This window comes from Streptomyces sp. NPDC045022, assembly GCF_056432605.1.
Genome location: NZ_JBWKIR010000001.1, coordinates 338,383 through 355,927, shown reverse-complemented (window position 1 = coordinate 355,927; position 17,545 = coordinate 338,383). Strand labels below are relative to the sequence as shown.

Annotated in this window: 14 protein-coding genes and 1 pseudogene; 5 read left to right on the top strand and 10 right to left on the bottom strand. The window is 69.9% G+C overall.

Going from position 1 to position 17,545, the window contains the following annotated elements; genetic code table 11:
• Positions 1 to 25: 25 nt before the first annotated feature.
• Positions 26 to 1,138 (bottom strand): catalase family protein, encoded by a 1,113-nt coding sequence (locus tag AC07C1_RS01590; protein WP_478936174.1) that lies wholly within the window; start codon positions 1,136 to 1,138, stop codon positions 26 to 28.
• Positions 1,139 to 1,375: 237 nt separating this feature from the next.
• Between AC07C1_RS01590 and AC07C1_RS01585 the strand changes: the two genes are divergently transcribed.
• The 3 genes and pseudogenes from AC07C1_RS01585 to AC07C1_RS01575 all read left to right on the top strand — a co-directional run bounded on the left by AC07C1_RS01585 (position 1,376) and on the right by AC07C1_RS01575 (position 4,959).
• A complete protein-coding gene (locus AC07C1_RS01585) occupies positions 1,376 to 2,350 on the top strand; it encodes a magnesium transporter CorA family protein (RefSeq protein WP_478936172.1) in 975 nt (324 codons plus the stop codon).
• Between the two features lie 7 nt (positions 2,351 to 2,357).
• Positions 2,358 to 2,996, top strand: a pseudogene (locus AC07C1_RS01580) (DUF389 domain-containing protein); the annotation flags it as partial.
• Between the two features lie 124 nt (positions 2,997 to 3,120).
• Positions 3,121 to 4,959, top strand: coding sequence for a glycoside hydrolase family 15 protein (locus tag AC07C1_RS01575; RefSeq protein WP_478936171.1), 1,839 nt, complete (start codon positions 3,121 to 3,123; stop codon positions 4,957 to 4,959).
• 334 nt (positions 4,960 to 5,293) lie between these two features.
• Here the strand turns inward: AC07C1_RS01575 and AC07C1_RS01570 are convergent, their stop codons facing one another.
• From AC07C1_RS01570 to AC07C1_RS01540, 7 genes are all read right to left on the bottom strand, one after another.
• Positions 5,294 to 6,334, bottom strand: a complete 1,041-nt coding sequence (locus AC07C1_RS01570; protein ID WP_478936169.1) for a cytochrome d ubiquinol oxidase subunit II — start codon at positions 6,332 to 6,334, stop codon at positions 5,294 to 5,296.
• Positions 6,331 to 7,758: a cytochrome ubiquinol oxidase subunit I gene (locus tag AC07C1_RS01565; RefSeq protein WP_478936168.1), complete on the bottom strand. Its 1,428-nt coding sequence runs from the start codon at positions 7,756 to 7,758 to the stop codon at positions 6,331 to 6,333. The genes AC07C1_RS01570 and AC07C1_RS01565 overlap by 4 nt, the downstream gene beginning before the upstream one ends.
• Positions 7,759 to 7,793: 35 nt before the next feature.
• The gene (locus AC07C1_RS01560; protein ID WP_478936167.1) at positions 7,794 to 8,633 is read right to left on the bottom strand and encodes an SDR family oxidoreductase; all 840 of its coding nucleotides are present in this window, start codon (positions 8,631 to 8,633) and stop codon (positions 7,794 to 7,796) included.
• 146 nt (positions 8,634 to 8,779) lie between these two features.
• Positions 8,780 to 10,360, bottom strand: coding sequence for a GMC oxidoreductase (locus tag AC07C1_RS01555; protein WP_478936165.1), 1,581 nt, complete (start codon positions 10,358 to 10,360; stop codon positions 8,780 to 8,782).
• Positions 10,361 to 10,472: 112 nt separating this feature from the next.
• Positions 10,473 to 11,387, bottom strand: coding sequence for a cyclase family protein (locus tag AC07C1_RS01550; RefSeq protein ID WP_478936567.1), 915 nt, complete (start codon positions 11,385 to 11,387; stop codon positions 10,473 to 10,475).
• A gap of 50 nt (positions 11,388 to 11,437) precedes the next feature.
• On the bottom strand, positions 11,438 to 11,605 hold the full coding sequence (locus AC07C1_RS01545; protein WP_478936163.1) for a hypothetical protein: 168 nt from the start codon (positions 11,603 to 11,605) through the stop codon (positions 11,438 to 11,440).
• A gap of 1,111 nt (positions 11,606 to 12,716) precedes the next feature.
• On the bottom strand, positions 12,717 to 13,157 hold the full coding sequence (locus AC07C1_RS01540; RefSeq protein WP_478936162.1) for a universal stress protein: 441 nt from the start codon (positions 13,155 to 13,157) through the stop codon (positions 12,717 to 12,719).
• A 401-nt stretch (positions 13,158 to 13,558) separates the two neighbouring features.
• Here AC07C1_RS01540 and AC07C1_RS01535 point away from each other — a divergent pair, with 401 nt between their 5' ends.
• Complete coding sequence (locus tag AC07C1_RS01535; RefSeq protein ID WP_478936161.1) at positions 13,559 to 13,771, top strand: hypothetical protein; 213 nt, start codon at positions 13,559 to 13,561, stop codon at positions 13,769 to 13,771.
• 489 nt (positions 13,772 to 14,260) lie between these two features.
• On the opposite strand, the gene AC07C1_RS01530 is transcribed toward AC07C1_RS01535, so the two are convergent.
• Positions 14,261 to 15,538 carry an ankyrin repeat domain-containing protein gene (locus tag AC07C1_RS01530; RefSeq protein WP_478936160.1) on the bottom strand — a complete coding sequence of 426 codons (1,278 nt, stop codon included), beginning with the start codon at positions 15,536 to 15,538 and terminating at the stop codon, positions 14,261 to 14,263.
• A gap of 563 nt (positions 15,539 to 16,101) precedes the next feature.
• Between AC07C1_RS01530 and AC07C1_RS01525 the strand changes: the two genes are divergently transcribed.
• Positions 16,102 to 16,422 carry a transglycosylase family protein gene (locus AC07C1_RS01525; protein WP_478936159.1) on the top strand — a complete coding sequence of 107 codons (321 nt, stop codon included), beginning with the start codon at positions 16,102 to 16,104 and terminating at the stop codon, positions 16,420 to 16,422.
• Positions 16,423 to 16,969: 547 nt separating this feature from the next.
• Here the strand turns inward: AC07C1_RS01525 and AC07C1_RS01520 are convergent.
• Positions 16,970 to 17,494 carry a hypothetical protein gene (locus tag AC07C1_RS01520; protein WP_478936158.1) on the bottom strand — a complete coding sequence of 175 codons (525 nt, stop codon included), beginning with the start codon at positions 17,492 to 17,494 and terminating at the stop codon, positions 16,970 to 16,972.
• Between the last annotated feature and the right edge of the window lie 51 nt (positions 17,495 to 17,545).

Sequence of the window (17,545 nt, the reverse complement as noted above, 5' to 3'; positions counted from 1 at the left end):
AGGCGGCGGGAAGCGGCCGATACGGTCAGTCCAGCAACTGCGCGCTGCCGGCCGGTTCGCGTCGCGCCTGTCCGTTGATGCGGTGCCGTTCGATGGACGAGCGCCGGTACACCTCCTGCCGCACCCGCTGGATCTCGCCGATGGGCCGGTGCTCCTCGCGTGATCGCCAGGGTGTGATCGACGTGGCGTCGGCGGCGGCCAGGTTGTCGTCGCCGCCGATGTCCTGGCGCGGTAGATCCACGCGGGCGACCGTGACCCAGGGCGACAGGTCCTCCGGCCACTTCACGGAGGTGTTGTCGACCGGCATCCGGGCGAGATCGGTGTTGAGCTGGACCTGGAGTTCGAAGGAGTGGTCGCGCTCCGCGACTTCGGCCACCAGGGTGCGGCGGAATGCCTCGTTGTCCGCGCGCACGTCCACGATCTGGTGTGTGAGGGAGGCCAAGGACGTGGCCGTCGGGGCGGTGCGAATCTTGGCGATGTGGTCGCCGTGCCGGAACGCACCCATGCTGTTGTAGGTGTACGACAGCAGGTTCCTGCGCGGGACGGTCGTGAAGGACAGCATGGCGAACAGTTCGTCCCACAGCCAGCTGTCGGGACCGGTGAGCGTCCCCCGGCGGGTCAGGAACTCCGCCATCCAGGTCTTGCGGCGGGCCGGGTTCACCAGGGCCTCGGGCAGTTCGGCGAACAGGTCCTCGATGACCATGTAGTCGTAGGCGGTGTTCGCGAAGAAGACCTCGTTGTTGATCAGATTGAGGTCGAAGGTGCCGCTGTCGCGTTCGTCGTCCAGCAGCGAGGGGCCGGGAACACCGAACAGTTTGATGCCCATGCCGCACGCCGCGCCCAGTTGGTGGTCGGGGCGGTGATGGCCCAGGCCGTTGGAGTAGCGGACGACGGCGTCGTACACGGTCGGACGGGCGAAGATGCCCTGGCCATGGAGGCCGAGGTTGTCACCCACGGTAACCGTGGCCTTGAGGAGGCCGTAGGTCTTTCCGTGGGCGGTCCGGATGGCGCGGCCGACGGCCTGGCGCTCCACGGAGGAGCGGGTGCGATGCGCCACCTGCGCCAGAACCGCTTCCAACTCCTGCTGGTAGGTCGGACGTTCGGTGGGGCGGTAGTCCTCGTGGCGTACGGGGTTCACGATGCCACCTTCCTGTGTCGTGGTGTCCTGCCCCAGACGCTAGTCAGCAATTCAATTGCGCACAACCTAACGCGCTGTGATGAAACACACGCAAGGCCCTCAGGGACTTCGTCGGCCATGGGAACGCGTTCGTCCGTTCGGCACAGCCCGCTGACACACACGCCTGGCTTGGCGTGCGGGGACGCCTGAATGCACGGACGCTGGAAGCCACGGGCTCGGAACCGATGGTGAGGGGCGATGATCGTAACGGTGGTGTCGATGCCGGACGCGACCAGTACGCGGACGGATCTGGCGGAGGCACATCGGCGGCTCCACGCGGCCCGCTTTCTGCTCGTCGATGTCGAATTGGCCCAGGAAGCCCCGGCGGCCACCGAACCGTTGGCCCGGCGGCTCGGTCTGGGGGCCGAGGAGCTGGCCTGGTTCGGCCGGACCGAGGAGCCCGTCCGAGCCGATTTCCTTGGAGACCTCCTCGGACTGGTCGTGCCGGTGATCCATGACGAGCGCATCGCTCACATCCACGCGGTGGCGAGCGACCGCTTCCTGGTCACGGCGCACCATGGCCAGGCGGTCCCGGCGGCGGACATCGTGGGACAGCTGCTGCGGGAGAAGCCCCACGACTCCGTGGCCGTGCTCTTCCTCATCCTCCAGGAGGCCCTGGCGACCTTCCGGCGGGCCGCGGTCGCGGCGCTGCTGGAGGTGGAGGAACTGGAGGACAGCTTGTTCCAGCAGCGGCGCCCCGAGTACGTCTACCGGCTGGCGCAGCTGCGCCGTCGCTCGGCCATGCTGCACCACTCACTGCTGCCCTACCTCCAGGTGATGGACGAGGTCATCACCCGCAGGTTGACGAGCGGCGACTTCCCGGAGGAACGGCGACGACTCGCTCGGGAGTTCCAGCACGCGGCACGTCCGGTCCTCGCGACCATCGAGTCCCTCCAGGATGCCACCCGCCGGGCCCTCGCCAGCTACTCGTCCCTGGTCGCGGGCGAGCAGAACTCTGTGATCAACCGACTGGCCATCGTGTCGGTGATCTTCCTGCCGTTGACGTTCCTGACCGGGTTATTCGGCATGAACTTCACCTTTCTGACGGACGAACTGGAGAGCAGATCCGTCTTCTGGCAGCTCGCCGTGGGGCTTCAGGTGGCCGTACTGCTCATCGCCCTCTACACGCTGCACCGCACCCGCATCTGGCGCAGACTGCGGGACGAGGACTAGCTGTGCCGAGGCCCACATCCGGAAGGAGGGGACCTATCCGCCGTCCTTCTACCTGTTCCTGGTCATCGCGGCGCTCATCGGCAGCGTCGGCATCGTGACGAACTCGCAGATCCTCGTCGTGGCGGCCATGGTGGTCGGTCCGGAGTACAACGCGATCACCGGCATCGCCCTCGGCCTCGACCGCCGGAACCGTCGCCCGGTCCGGGAGGGGGTGCGCGCCCTGACGGCCGGGTTCTCGCCGGCCATCGTGGTCACACTGGGATTCGCGGCGATGGTGCGGGCCGCCGGCCCGCAGTCGGCGGCTTTCGAGCTGGGTCTGCGTCCCGTGTCCCACCTCATCGACACACCCGACTTCTTCTCCGTCGCCGTCGCCGTCCTCGCCGCCATCGTGGGCATCGTCTCGCTCGCCGAGGCACGCGGCAGCGCTCTCCTCGGGGTCTTCATCTCCGTGACCACGATCCCCGCCGCCTCGGACATCGCCGTCTCGCTCGCCTTCGCCGACTGGCACCAGGCATGGGGGTCGCTGGTGCAGTTGCTGCTCAACGTAGTCGTGCTCGTGATCGTCGGGGTCCTCACCCCGCGTCTGCAGCGACGCCTGTGGCGCCGCGCGGCTCGCCGTGCCGCGGCGGAGCGCTACGGACGGTGAACAGGTCACCCTCCGCGACGGGCGTCCATGACGCGGGCCGGCCCCGACAGGCCGTGACCGTTCCTGCGGCTTAGGCTGATCGAGGGGGTCAGTCGGGTGAACCGCACACCGGAAGGGCGCCCCGATGGACGACTACCCCCTGATCGAGAATCATGGTCTGCTCGGTGATCTACAGACATCGGCGCTGGTGACCACGGACGGGACGGTCGACTGGCTGTGTGTCCCGCGGTTCGACTCGCCCAGCGTGTTCGGCGCGCTCCTGGACAAGGACAAGGGCGGCCACTGCACGGTCCGGCCGATACACGAGACGTATGGGACCAAGCAGTTGTACCTTCCCGACACGGCGATCCTGGTGACCCGGTTCATGACCGAGGCGGGTGCCGGGGAAGTGCTGGACTTCATGCCCGTGACCGGGGCGACGGCCACGCCCAGCCACCGACTGGTCCGCATGGTCCGCTGCGTGCGCGGCAGCATGACATTCGAGATCGACATCGCTCCGCGTTTCAACTACGGCCGCACGGCCCATCAGTTGCACATCACCGAGCAGGGATCGGTGTTCGCCGCCGAGAACGGCATGCAGCTCACCGTGCACCCCATTCGCGAGCCGGAGGACAAGCGGCTGACGGATGTTCTCGTGGACCGGGGGAACGACCTGCACTTCTCGCTGACCCTGCGGGCGGGCCAGCAGCGCGGACTGGTCCTGGAGTCGGCCGCCGAAGGGCCGCCGAGGCAGATGCGGCTCGCCGAATACCATCAACTCTTCGACGAGACCGTCAGGTTCTGGCGCTCCTGGCTGAGCCAGTCGCGGTACTCGGGTCGCTGGCGGGAGACGGTGGAGCGCTCCGCGATCACCCTGAAACTCATGACGTACGCCCCGAGCGGCGCCGTGGTGGCCGCCCCGACGGCGGCCCTTCCCGAGCAGCTGGGCGGCGAGCGCAACTGGGACTACCGGTTCACCTGGGTCCGTGACGCCGCCTTCTCCGTGTACGCCCTGCTGGGCCTGGGTTTCACCGACGAGGCCAGGGGGTTCATCAAGTGGCTGGGCGACCGGGTCAGCGAACGGGCCGGCTCCGGCGGGGGCTCCGGCCCGCTCAACATCATGTACCGGGTGGACGGCTCCTCCGATCTGAAGGAGGACATCCTCGAACACTGGGAGGGCTACGCCGGTTCGGCCCCGGTGCGGATCGGCAACGGCGCCGCGACACAGCTCCAGCTGGACATCTACGGCGAAGCCCTGGACAGCGTGTACTTCGCGCACCAGCACGGGTTCCAGGTGGGGCACCACGGCTGGACCTCGCTGCTGACGAACCTCGACTGGCTGGTCGACAACTGGGACCAGCCGGAAGAGGGCCTGTGGGAGACCCGCGGCGGCCGCGAGCACTTCACCTACGGCCGTGTCATGTCATGGGTGGCCTTCGACCGCGCGCTGCGGCTCGCCGAGTCGAACGGGCGGCCGTCCGCTGCCGCCCGCTGGAGCAGGGAGCGGGACGCGATCTACGAGCAGATCATGAGCAAGGGGTGGAGCGAGGGACGTCAGGCCTTCGTCCAGCACTACGGTAGTGACGTGCTCGACGCCTCGCTCCTGCGCATGTCGACGGTCGGGTTCGTCACCCCCGAGGATCCGATGTGGAAGTCGGCCCTCGACGCGATGGAGGAGGAACTGGTCAGCGACAGCCTGGTCTACCGTTACAACCCCGCGGCCTCGCCCGACGGTCTGCGGGGCTCGGAGGGCACCTTCTCGCTGTGCACGTTCATGTACGTCGACGCCCTGGCGCGGGCTGGTCGGGCCGATCGGGCGCGGCTGGTGTTCGAGAAGATGATGGGGTACGCCAACCATGTGGGCCTGTACTCGGAGGAGATCGACCCGACGGGCCGTCAGCTGGGCAATTTCCCCCAGGCGTTCACTCATCTCGCCCTCATCGACGCCGCCCTCACCCTGAACGAGGCTCTGGACCGGCGGTAGTCCGGGCAGGTCAACCGGCCGGCGGTGCGGGGCCGGGAAGCACCGGCGTGTCGCCCTGCGCCCCGGGGCGGGCCGAGTTCGGTGACCGGTTCCAGCCGGCCGTCACGCCGTACGACGAACAGGGCGTCGTACCCCGGTGCACGGGGCGTCTGCGCGGGCTGAACTGCGAATCCGGCCGGCAGCAGGATCAGGGCCGGGACCCGCAACCGGCTCGCGAGAATCCGGCACCCGACGGCGAGGGCAAGGTCAGACCGATGCCCAGCAGGATGTCGTCCTCGGTCACCGGGCTCCCACTTTCGGGGGCGCGCCTGGGGAGTGCGGGCCCGCCCCAAGGTCAGCCCCCGTCACCGGTACCGGTGCCCCGCAGGTCGGCGTCGGTGAGCCCCTCCAGCTCGCCATGGGTGTCCAGCCAGTAGAGGAAGGCGACTGCGGGGACGACGAGCACGACGGCGACGAGGGTGACGAGGGCCAGCCAGCGCAGTGTGGTGTGCGCGCCCGCGCCCTCGGCGACGGTCAGGGAGGTCGGGACGAGGTAGGGGCGCTGCGCCATGCCCCAGGCGAGGACGGCCGACGCGACCACGCCGACCGCCGTGACCCGGGACCAGCCTGCGGAGGAACGGGTCAGCAACCATGCGGTGGCGAGGGTGCCGAGCGCCGCAACGACGACGAAGAAGAGTCCCACGCCGTGCGTGAGCCCGTGCCACACGTGCGGCGCGTCCCCATGGGTGACGACCAACATGATCACGGCCAGGACGGTGAGGGCGCCCAGAGCGCCCAGGGCCCGTCGGCGGAAGTAGGCGTCCAGATCCGGCGCGTCGAAGCGCCGGGCGTCCGCGGCGAGGAAGACGGCGCCGAGCGATGCCGTGGCAGCGATGGCGAGCAGACCGAACAGCAGGGAGGTGGGATTGGCCCAGGCATCCGTCGACGCCGTCGCCGTGGAGGTCACCCGGCCGGATGCCACTCCCCCGGCCGCGGCCCCCAGGAAGAACGGGGTCAAGAGCGACGAGACGGCGAAGACCGCTCCGTACAGGCGCCGGCCGGCCAGCCGCCGCGCGGGCTTGCGCAGGGCGAAGCCGGCGCCGCGCAGCACGATGCCCACGGCGGCCAGCGCCAGGGGCAGCCACATCGTGGTGAAGACCTGCTGGAAGAAGACGGGAAAGCCCGTCCACATGATGACGAGTACGAAGATCAGCCAGACGTTGTTGACCTCCCAGACGGGAGCCATCGCGTGGTCGATCAGCCATCGGGAGCGTTTGCCGCGCTCCGCGCCGCCCGCCGTCAGGTCCCAGAAGCCGGCTCCGTAGTCGGTGCCGCCGCCGCAGGCATAGGCGGCGATCGCGAGCAGCAGGACGATGGCGATGACCCCGGCGATCACAGTCGGCTCCCGGCGGAGCGCGGCCCGTACGGGGTGTCCGCCTCGGGGGTCTCCTTGGGTGCCGGCGGTCCGCCCGTCTCGTCGGCGAGCCGCCAGCGCGACCGCATCTTCAGCAGGACCACGAGGAACGACCCGAACACGAAGACGTACACGGCGACGATCACACCGAACATGACCCACAGACTGCTGGAACGCGTGGCCGTCACGGCTTCGGCGACCCGCATGTTCTGGTACACGATCCAGGGCTGGCGTCCGACTTCGGTGGTGATCCAGCCGCATTCGACGGCGACGACGGAGGCGAGGCCGGCCACGGCCGCGCACCGGAAGAACCAGGGTGATCCGGGCAGCCTGCGGCGCAGCAGCCAGAGTGCGGCGTACCAGAGGGCGAGCAGCACCAGCACGGAGCCGATCCCGACCATGATGTCGAAGGTCCAGTGCGCGATGGTGGCCTGAGTGGCCGTCGGCCGGTCGTTCGCGGACACGGACGTCAGCCCGGTCACCTTGGTGTCCGGGCGGAACCCGGCGAGGATGGAGTCGAGCTGGGGGATCCGGATGCCGCCGGAGATGGTTCCGTTCGGATGCAGCCGGCCGAAGAGGTATTCCGGCTCGTGCGTGTGGGTCTTCCAGACGATCTCCATCGCGGCGAACTTGACCGGCTGTTTGTGGAAGACCTGCCGGGCGATGGAGTCACCGAGCACGAACTGCACGGGTGTGAACACCGCGGCGAGCGTGAAGGGGATCGTGAAGCCGAGCCGGTGGTAACGGTCCCGGCGGCCGCGCAGCCACCCGACCGCGTAGACACCGGCCACCACATAGCCCGCCGTCACCAGCATGGCCACGACGAAGTGCCAGAACTGCGGGCCGAACATGGGCGTGAAGACCGCTTTCCAGATCTTCACGTCGACGGGGTTGCCGGCGGAGTCGAGGGTGAAGCCTCGCGGGGTGTTCATCCACGAGTTGGCGGCCAGGATGCCGAAAGCGCCGAGCAGGGCCGTGACGGGCAGGGGCAGGCCGAGCAGGAAGTGGGTCCGGGAGGGAAGCCGTCGCCAGCCGTAGAGATAGATGGCGATGAGGACGGCCTCCAGGAAGAAGGCCCAGGCCTCGACACCGAACCCGATGCCGAACACGTCACCCCATCGGCCGAGCATGCCCGGCCACAGGAGCCCGAACTCGAAGGACAGCACGGTGCCGGTGACGACTCCGATCGCGAACTGGACCGCCATGACAGCCGACCACCGCCGTGCCAGCAGCAGGGCGGTCGCATCGTCGCGGCGCAGACCGTAGCCGTGCATGATGAGCGTGATCAGCGGCAGTGCGACGCCCAGGGGTACCAGGATGATGTGGGAGGCGAGGGTGAAGGCCATCATCGATCTGGCCGGGAGCGTCTGCGGCGGCGTGTCCGCCAGCAGCAGGACCGTGTGCATGGGGGCCTTTCCGGGGCGGACGCGGGTGACGTGGGTCAGCCGCCGGTGGCGAAGCCGGGGAAGAGGGTCATGCCGCCGTCCACGTACAGAGTGGTCCCCACGACGTAGTCCATGAGGTCGGAGGCGAGGCCGACGACGGCGTTGGCGATGTCATCGGGGTCGCCGATCCGTTTGTAGGGGATCAGCCGCATCAGATCCTCTTGCGCCTCGGGAGTCTCCCAGGCGCTGCGGTTGATGGGTGTCTTGATGGCTCCGGGGGCGACCGCGTTCACGCGGATCCGCTTCGGGGCGAGTTCCTGGGCCAGGGTCTCCATCATCATTTGCACGCCGCCCTTGGACGCGGCGTAGTTGACGTGACCGGCCCAGGGGATGAGCTGGTGCACCGAGCTCATGCAGATGATCTTCCCGGCCGCGCGCGACACCTCCGGGACGATCCCGCGACGCAGGAACTCCTTGGCCGCCTCACGGGCACAGAGGAACTGGCCGGTGAGGTTGACGTCCAGAACCTTCTGCCACTGGGCGAGGGTCATCTCCGTGACCGCCGCGTCGCGCTGCAGTCCCGCGTTGGCGACGAGGATGTCGATCGTGCCGAATTCCTGGACCATCCGGTTCATCATGGCGACGACCTGGTCCTCGTCGGACACGTCCGCCTCGTAGGCGTCCGCACGGACTCCGAAGGCGGTGATCTCCTCGACCACCTTCTCCGCGTCCTCGCGGCCGGCCACGTAGTTCACCACGACGTCCGCCCCGGCACGGCCCAGGGCGACGGCGGTCGCCCTGCCGATTCCGGAGTTCGCCCCGGTGACCAAAGCCTTCTGGCCCTTCAGCAGATGCGCGGGGATCAGGCCCTGCGTTGCGCCCTCGGTGGAACTCACGATGTCCTGCTCCTCCACTACGTGCCGGGCCCGGGTTCAGGCGTCAGACAATCACCGTGCCGGGGCGTCCGCATGCCGCGGTGGAGTGCGTTGCGCTGCCTGGCCGAGGCTGTTCGCCCGGACGGGGCGCAAGCGCGGACTGTGCATCAGCCGAGCCGCTCCAGCAGGTGGTCGCCCACGCGGAGGGCGTTCGCGATGGCCGTCAGGGACGGATTGACCGCGCCGATGCTCGGGAAGAAGCTGGTGTCGACGACGTAGAGGTTGTCCACGTCGTGGGCCTTGCAGTTGACGTCCAGCGCCGAGGTCGCCGGGTCGGTGCCGAAGCGCACCGTGCCGGCCTGGTGTGCGGTGGCACCGATCGGCATGCCCTTGTGCAGGTAGATGCTGCGGGACAGCAGGTGGTGCTCGTGCATGCCGAGATGACCGAGCATGTGCTGCAGCTTGTGCCGCAGGCGCTTGAGGCCGGCGACGTTGTTGCCCTCGTCGAGGGTGAGACGGATACGGCCGTCGTCCTCCAGGGTCACCCGGTTGTCGGGCTGAGGCAGGTCCTCTCCACACAGCCAGAAGTCGACGGCGTGATGGGCCAGGACTTCGAAGGGCATGTCCGGCGCCACGGCCCCGGCCCAGCGCGGGGCCTGACCGTGTATCTGCTCGGTGTCCGACTTGCCGAGCATCTGGATTCCGCCGAGCGGGTAGTCCCAGTCGTCCGCGCCCAGGTACCAGTCGTGCAGGGCGAGAGTCTTCTGGAACTGGGTGTCGTTGGGCTCCTTCGAAATGGCCATCAACGCGAGGTTGTTGTGGCGCATGTAGTGCCGGCCGACCACATCCGAGCTGTTCGCCAGTCCGCGCGGGTGCCGGTCGTTGGCCGAAGCGAGCAGCAGTGCCGCGGAGTTGACGGCTCCGCAGGCCACGACCACGACGTCGGCCGAGAACCGGGCCTCCTCCTCGCCCGGGAGCTGGGCGACGACGGAGGTGACGCTGCGCCCGGTGGGGTCGGTCTCCAGTCGCGTGACGCGAGCGTTGGTCACCAGTGTGACATTGGGGTGTCGGAGGGCCGGCTCCACGCAGATCACCTGGGCGTCGGATTTGGCGCGGAGCAGACACGGGAATCCGTCCACCCGATTGCAGCGGATGCAGGCGCTGGAGCGGGTGGCCCGGCCGGACTCGTCCTGGATGAGGTCGACCCCGATCGGCAGGTGGAAGGGATGCAGTCCCTGTTTCTCCAGGTCGAGGCTCAACTGCTCGATGCGGGGCTCGTGTTCCACCGGTGGATGGGCGTACTGCGCGCTGCTCGGCCCTTCCCAGGGGTCCTCGCCGTGCCGGCCGTGCACCAGATAGAGGTGCTCCGCCTGGGTGTAGTACGGCTCCAGGTCGTCGTAACCGATCGGCCAGGCGGGAGACATGCCGTCGTGGTGGCGCAGTTCGCCGAAGTCCTCGGGGCGCAGCCGGAACAGCGCGGCGCCGTAGAACTTGGTGTTGCCGCCGACGTAGTAGTTCACCTCTGGCGGGAACTCGTTGCCGTGCTGGTCGAGCCAGAACTCCGGGGCCCGGTACTTGGCCTTGACGAACACGGCCGTGGAGTCCCAGTTGTCGCGTTCGCGTCGTAGGTAGTCGCCGCGTTCCAGGACGAGCACGCGTTTGCCCGACGGGGCGAGGCGGTGGGCGAGTGTGCCGCCGCCGGCGCCGGTACCGATGACGATGACGTCGTAAGGGGGCAGGGCGTCCACGGCAAGCACCGTCCTTGCTCGTGCGGATGTCTGGCTGTTGCCGGCTTTCCCTCTTCGAACGTACGCGCAGTCCGATCGTGCGGCACCTGGAGCGAGCCTCGCGCCGGCCCGGTCACAGAATCGCGATCGGGTTCACCGGGGAGCCGGTGGCCGCCGGAAGCCGCAAGGGGGCGACCACGCACAGGAAGTACCAACGGCCCCGCTGCTCGCACACCGGGACCAGTTCCTCGAAGTCCAGGTAGTCCAGCAGATGCAGCCCCATGGCGTTGACAGCCAGCACGTGCACGGGGAACGGGACCTCGGCCACAGCGCTCGGCGCGGCGTCGCTGTTGCCGTCCGACCCCAGCGCGGACACCTGCCGCTCGGCCGGGAAACCCATGGCCGTGGGGTGCAGTCCCGCCCTCGCCTCGGCCACGTCCCAGGGGCCGAGGGTCCGGCGCCGCAGGCGGTGCCCCACCCGCACGAACAGCAGATCGCCGGGTCCCACCGTCGTCCGCTGCGCGGTCTCGGCCGCGGCGAGGTCCTCGGCGGTCACCTGCTCCCCCGGTTCGAGCCACGGCACTCCGTGCAGGCGCGGAATGTCCAGGAGGACACCGCGCCCGACGATGCCGTCGCTGACCAGGTCGAGCGTCAGCGCGCCGGCGCCCTCGGGCGTCACCGTGCTCGCCGGTACGCCGCCGTACAGCTCGCCGTCGAAGATCACGTGGCAGAGCGCGTCGAGGTGGCTGTCGACGTCGCCGTGCACGTTCATGGCGAACCGGTCCCGGGCGAAATGCAGCCCGCGCTCACCGGTCTCCCCGTGCGTCGGTGCGGTCATGCGGTGGGTCGCGGGCTCCGGACTGTCCGGAGCGGACCGGGTCTCGACGGGCGCGGCCAGCGACACGGTACGTCCGCTCCCGACCTCGGCCACGGCCGCCAGCACTCGCTCGGGCGTGAGCCGGTCCAGCGCCCCGCGCCGGTGACACCCGCTGTCCTCGGCCTGGCCCCGCAGTCGGCGGTACAGGTCGCGGAAGGCCGCCTCGGGCATGGGCTCCGGTGCCGTGGAACGCGGATGCTTGGGCTGCGGGTGTGACGTCATCAGGAACTCCTGCGGAAGCGCCCCGGCCGGCACTCGGGGCTGTCGTCGGGCCGGGTGTCCGGTGGCACGGCCGGCCTGCCCACCGGCGGTACGGCGCGCCAGGGCGGCAGCAACGTCACGGTCACGAAGCCGGCCTCGGCGGGGAGGACCGCCACAGGGATCACCACGCCCCTCCCCTCATAGCAACACCCGGCGGCAGGCCCCGCATGTCCGGACAGTGCCGGCGGGATGCCGGCACAAACACGTCCACTCCCGAGGGGCGACTTCACTCACCGGGGCGGGCGATCAACGCGGCCGCCGTACCTGGCCAACCACGCCAGATGGGCGCGCGCGGCTGCATGGCGGGTCCTCGGACGGCCGCGTGGGCTGACGGCGCTACACCATCCGGTGGCTTATGACTGTCGCAGCGTTATGCAGCTAATGCGATTTCCTATTCATTCCACTATCCAGCTCTTGGTGCTGACCAGCCGTCAGAACGCTCAGACCCCAGTCAAGGAGAGTGGAGTACATGATGACATCGCCGCGATGGCGATCTGTTCCGGCGTCATCCGCCATGGCGTCCGCGCTTGCCGCAGCCCTGCTGGCGAACGCAGGAACCGCCTACGCACAGGACGACACCACCCCGCACCCGACGCCCGCGCACCCGAAGTCAGCCACTCACCCGGACAAGCCCGCCCATCCGATCCACCCGGTCAAGCCGGAGTACCCCTCCAAGCCGGCGCATCCGGTCAGGCCGGAGTACCCGTCGAAGCCAGCCCGAACACCCGGTCAAGCCCGAGTACCCCTCCAAGCCCGTACACCCGGTCGAGCCCGAGTACCCCTCCAAGCCCGAACACCCGGTAAGGCCGGACTACCCCTCCAAGCTGAACCACGACGCGCCTGAGAGGGAGCACGGCTGGCGCTCCTGAATGGCCGCTGGGGCCTCCAGCCCGGCGGTCCCTCCGTGACGAAGGGACCAGGTTGGCCGCAGAGCCGGGCCGGATGCGCTCGCGCGGCGGCAGCAGGCAGCAGGCTGCACGTCGAGGGTGCGCAGCCCCGATCCATGCCGGTCGGGAACCAGCGATCGGTGCTCCTGCCGTCCCGGTCAGCGAGCCACCATTACCTCGCTGACCGCTCGTGGCGTCGCATCAGTGCCACTCCGATTCCTCGTCGATCGCCTATGCGCCCGCCGATCGACGCGCAGCAGATGCACGGTGCCGTCAGAGGCGCTGCCACGGCCCGCACGAGGCCGGCGGCGGCTAGTCGCTGCTGGACCGCTTCGAGCGGCCAGTGGCCGGATCACTTCTCCTTTGAGCGCACGATCACGACCGGGCAGCTCGCATGCTGCGACACGTGCTGGCTGACGGAGCCGAGCAGGGCACGCGCGAACCCGCCCCTGCCCCGGCTGCCCACGACCAGGACCTCGGCTCCTTCCGCTGCCCGCAGCAGGACGTCGGCGGGGTTGCCGTGCACCACATGGGTGCGGACCGAGCCGGCCGCGTCCGCACCGAGCACGTCGGTCAGCTCCTTCCGCATCCGCTGCCGGGTCTCGTCCTCGTCGACGTCCATGTCCACGGCCGGCGCCGACCAGCCGTACAGACCGGGCAGCTCCCACACCGCGACCGCGTCGACGGTGCCGCCGACCAGGACCGCATAACGCACGGCCCAACGCAGGGCCTCGTACGAGGACGGCGACCCGTCGACGCCGACCACCACCTTCGGGGAGACATCCTTGTCCATGGGTCCCACCTCTCTTTCGACGTGTGCGCGCACCTGGCCGCCGGGTCCCCTCTGTTCTCCACGCTGCGGGACACATGGCCGCGCCGCCAGAGAAGGGCCTCCGGCGGCATGACGCGGGGTGCTGCGTTCGGCGGCCGTAGCGCGTCACCCAGCCGGGGCCCGCACCCCCCCTCGCGACCCCACCGGGAGAGACGGCGGCGAAAGCCACCGCCACACCATGTATGTCGCCTGCCCCGGCAGCCCAGGCCGCGAGCGGCAGCCTCACGACGGCGACAACCGTCAGGAAGACGCGGCCATGCTGGTAGGTGTCGCCGATCGTCTCGGCCTGGCAGAGACTTACTCCCTGGGGCCCCACGGCTTCGGGCAGGCGTCGAGGCGACGAACCTGTGGACGGAGGGACGATGAGCAAGCGCAGCCGGGCCGGCCGGCACATCGGCCGCGCTCCCTGCGGCGCCCCGCTGCCGTCGACCAGGACGGCGCGGCTGCGGGCGGCGCGGCCGACGGCCGCCTCCGTCCACCTGCGTGCCCGCGGCGCGTCCGGAGACTGGATGCTGCTGCCCGGGGGCACGTGGCGGCGCGTCGAGACCATCCGCGTGCGGAGCCTGTTCGGCTGACAGCGGGAAGACGCGAGCAGCACGCCCGCTCCGGCACGACCGCGACCGGGCACTGGGCGTGGTGGAGAAGTGCGTGGCTCACCCGGCCGAGCTGGAGCACGAAGCGGCCCGCTCGCTGAGTGCCCGCGGCGTTCGCGAAGGCCACACCGTCCGACCGCTCCCGCAGCCGGCACCGCCCGGCCTCCAGCTCCACGCCCCATCCGTACGGCAACTCGTCGATCTGAGCGCGCTGCGGTTCATCGCCTGGGTCGGCGAGCCCCTCAGCGCGGAGGCCGTGATGTGGGGACGGGACGTGCTCGGACCACCGGTGCACGACAACTGGTGGCAGACATGGCCGGGCCGAGGTCGCCGACGAGTGCTCGAGGAGCCCGCTGTCCAGGGCGAGCCGGCACTCCGGCCCGGCCGGCCGTCCATGTACCGCGGCTGGAGAGCACGCGTCCCCAGTCACCGGGAATCCGTGGTCATGCCCTGCGTCCCTCAACGAGGGCGTCATCGGCCGTCGCGGCGCCACTCGTAGCGCCACGCCGCGTCGAGGTAGCGATCCTCGTCCGGGCAGTCGGGTCGCGGCGGGCCGAGGCGGCGTGCCCCTTCCACGCACCGTTCGTCGTCGTGGAGGGCGAGACCGTACACGGCACTGGCCTGGACCCTGCGGTCCGCGTCGTCCAGCAGAGCGGCCAGGGCGTCGGCGAAGACGGGGTCCCGGTCCCTGCCCTCGGCGATCGTGAGGCAGGCGTACTGCCGTACCACCGCCTCCGGATCGGTCATCAGCTCCGGCAGCGCCTTGCGGACGGCGTCGGAGAAGACAGGCGGTGAGGACCAGGTGCTGAACCCCTGGGCCACCGCCCGCCGCACTCGGGCGTCGCGGTGCCCGGCGTGGGGCAGGAGCGCCGCCTCCGCGCGGGGGCCGGGGTGTTCTGCGAGGGCCACCAGCACCTCGGTGAGCACGGCGAGGTCCGCCTCCTCGGCCGACCAGTCGGTGAAGACGTCCAGGGCGGGGCCGGCGAACGCGTCCTCGTCGCTGCCGTCGAAGAGATGGGTCAGCCGTAGCACCTCGGCACCGAACAGTCGGCGGAGCGGGTCCGGATGGGTGCGCAGCGTCGCGGCCGCCGTCCAGGTCTCCTTGTCCCGTCGGTTGGCCAGCAGGATGGTGGAGCTTCCCCACGCGGGGTGGTCCTGGTCGGGATGGGCCAACGCGCGGTCCATCAGTTCCTCGAAGGAGGCGCGGATGCCGAGCAGTTCCTCCAGGCGCGTGAGAATCGCCGCGTGCCCGTCCCGTACAGTCGTCCCGCCGAGGAAGCACTCGTCGACGCTGTTGAACTCGTCGTCCTGGACCCGGGTACGGCCGACGGCATTTCCGGCCCCTGTGCGGCGGCTCAGCTCGGCTTCGATCCCCGTCTCGTGCCAGTGACGCGCGAGGTCCCGCATCTCCAGCAGCTCGGACTTGCGGTACCGTCCCCGCACCCTGTCGTGCAGGAGCACCTCGACCAACGCCGGCGACCCCCAGTCGGCCGCCGCGCGCAACGGGAGCGGACCGTCCGGCCCGCACTGGCCGGGATCGGCGCCGTGGTCGAGCAGCAGTTGGCCGATGGCTGCGGAGTAGGTCCCGACGGCGAGCCAGAACACGGGTGTTCCCCGAGCGTCGCGCGCGTCGGGGTCGCCGCCGTCCAGGAGAAGCCTCTTCACCAGGTCGGTGTCACCGACCCGAACCGCGGCGATCAGGGGAGACTCGCCGTCCACGGCACCGCTCGTATTCGTACCCGTACCCATGGCTTCCCCGTCGCGTTCCCGCCGCTCGTGAAGTCTAGGACTGTGGTGGTCGGGACCGGAAAGCGACATCCAGGTAATCGGTGTCGCTCAGCTGACTTCCAGGTCGCGGGCGCGGTGTCCCGCACTGAAGGGCAACGAGTCGGAGGGGCGCGGCTGTGCGCGGCGTCCCGTGCCGCCGTCGGGTGAAGGCCCGGCGCTGGGGCGGACCCGCTTCGTCCACCACGGCGTCGTGCCGTGGACGGAAGTCCGCCCGGCCGTGCGCGGTCGACCGGGCCGGGCCCGCTTTCGGCCCCGCCGGGCTCCCCATGTGGGAGGAGTCGATCACCGCCCGCGACCAGACCGGCTTCACCCGGCAGGGCACCGGTCACGGCGTCCGGTGGCCTGCGCGCCCCCGTACCCGGCGTACCTGCGTTCACCCGCACCGCGGCAGTACACGCCCCTTTCCGACACGTAGCACACCGGAAAAGGCGCCGAAAGCATGCAAATCCACGAACCGACTTTATGATCATCTGACATGGTCTCAAATCAGGTAATTTCGTCTGCACGCAGAGAGAAGGTCGAACATGACGCGCCGTCTGACGCTGGGACTCCTTCTACCCGTCACGGCCCTGCTGACGGTCGTGACACCGTCCGCGCGGGCCGCGACGGCCACCGGTCCGGGCACCGACTGGGAAGCCATCGCGAGATGCGAGTCAGGCAGCCGCTGGCACGCGAACACCGGCAACGGCTATTACGGCGGCCTCCAGTTCACGCAGTCGAGCTGGATCGCCGCAGGCGGACGCAAGTACGCGCATCGGGCGGATCTGGCGACCAAGAGGGAGCAGATCACCGTGGCCGAGCGCCTGGCGGAGCTTCAGGGCATGCACGCCTGGGGATGTTCGTGACCCGGAGACAGCGGAAGGGCTTGGTACGACAACTCACCCTGTCCGCAACCCGGCGCCCGAAGCTGGGCATCCTCACTCTCCGTGGTGAATCAGCCCGGAAGCCCGCCGGAGGGCGCACTGCTGCGCCAGGCGATTCGGCGTGTGGCTGCCTGTGTTTGTGACCGGCGGGCCCGGAGCTACCAGGTCGACTGCGAGCAGGTGAAGGACGACTGTCCGGATGAGTGCGCGCCGAGCGGGTGTTCGGCAGCCCTGCTTCGGCCGGTTCACGTGTGTTCGGTCCGTCGGGCAGCGGCATATCTCCCTGCCGCGTTTCGACCCCGCCCCCGGCCTGCGCACAGCGGACCCCGGCCGGCCGCAGCCTGCCGCCGAACGTGTGCTCACCCCGGCGAGCCCCGCATCCACGACGGCGCCCACCCTGCAGCACGCCGTCCCGGTTGCGCGGGCCGCCGGAAGCGACCCCCGTCCCGGGAAGCTGGGACCAGGGGCGAAGACCCAGGTGACGGACTACTGCCCGGTGCGGCACGCTCCGGCCGTCGTCCGGGGCCGGTCAGGCGCAGCCGCGCCGCCAGTTCCAGCCGACGAAGGTGTGACGCAGCTCCACCTCGAAGTGGCAGAAGGCGGTGCCGTCGGCCCTGATTTCGACGTACGAGTGGTGGGTGTTGGCGTACCAGGTCCCGGTCGCGTCGAAGATGCCCCGGTAGGTGAAGTCCGCGTGTGCCTCGCTGCGGGAGGCGGCGCAGCCGGTGGCGCAGCCGACGCCCTCGGTGGCCGACTTCCGCGACCAGCCCGCGTCCCACGGCTCACGGTTCCACTGCTGGGTGGCGTCCGCGGCCGTGCTCACGACGCGGCCTCCCTCGGTGGTCCAGTCCGACGTCAAGTACAGGGCGGTCATACGGATATTGCAGCAGTCGTACATCTCGTTCCAGCTGGAGAGCCGATGCCGGCCGCTCTCGGTGTCTTCGGCCCCGGCCGCTGCCGCGGTTTTCTCGGCCCGGCCGAGCGGCGTCACCCGCACCTCACCGAGCCGTGGCCTGCAGTCGGCGCCGATCGAGACCTGCTGCTGTAAGGCCATACCCGCGGGCGGCGCGGGCATTGAGCCCGTCAACCGCAGATCACCACAGGA